Annotated in this window: 1 protein-coding gene; it reads left to right on the forward strand. The window is 68.1% G+C overall.

Going from position 1 to position 260, the window contains the following annotated elements; translation table 11 throughout:
• Nucleotides 1–20: 20 nt before the first annotated feature.
• On the forward strand, nucleotides 21–260 hold a 240-nt coding region (locus SB717_RS37265; RefSeq protein ID WP_410908142.1), incomplete at its 3' end, for an HAD-IIIA family hydrolase.

Consider the following 260-nt stretch of genomic DNA (forward strand, 5'->3'; position numbering starts at 1 on the left):
GTGGCTGGCAGCCCGCACCCGTGGCATATCGGCCGGCGGCGCTGTTGTTCGACCGCGACGACACGCTGATCGTCGACGTGCCCTACCTGGCGGATCCTGATCGCGTGACACCGACCGCAGGCGCGGTGGAGGCGGTGCACAGCCTGCGCGAATCCGGATACCCGATCGGGGTGATCAGCAACCAGTCGGGTATCGCCCGCGGTCTGATCACTCCCCAGCAACTCAGCGCCGTCAACGATCGGGTGCGCGCGATCTTCGGC

It is taken from the genome of Priestia sp. SIMBA_032 (assembly GCF_046535215.1).
Lineage (GTDB): Bacteria > Bacillota > Bacilli > Bacillales > Bacillaceae_H > Priestia > Priestia aryabhattai.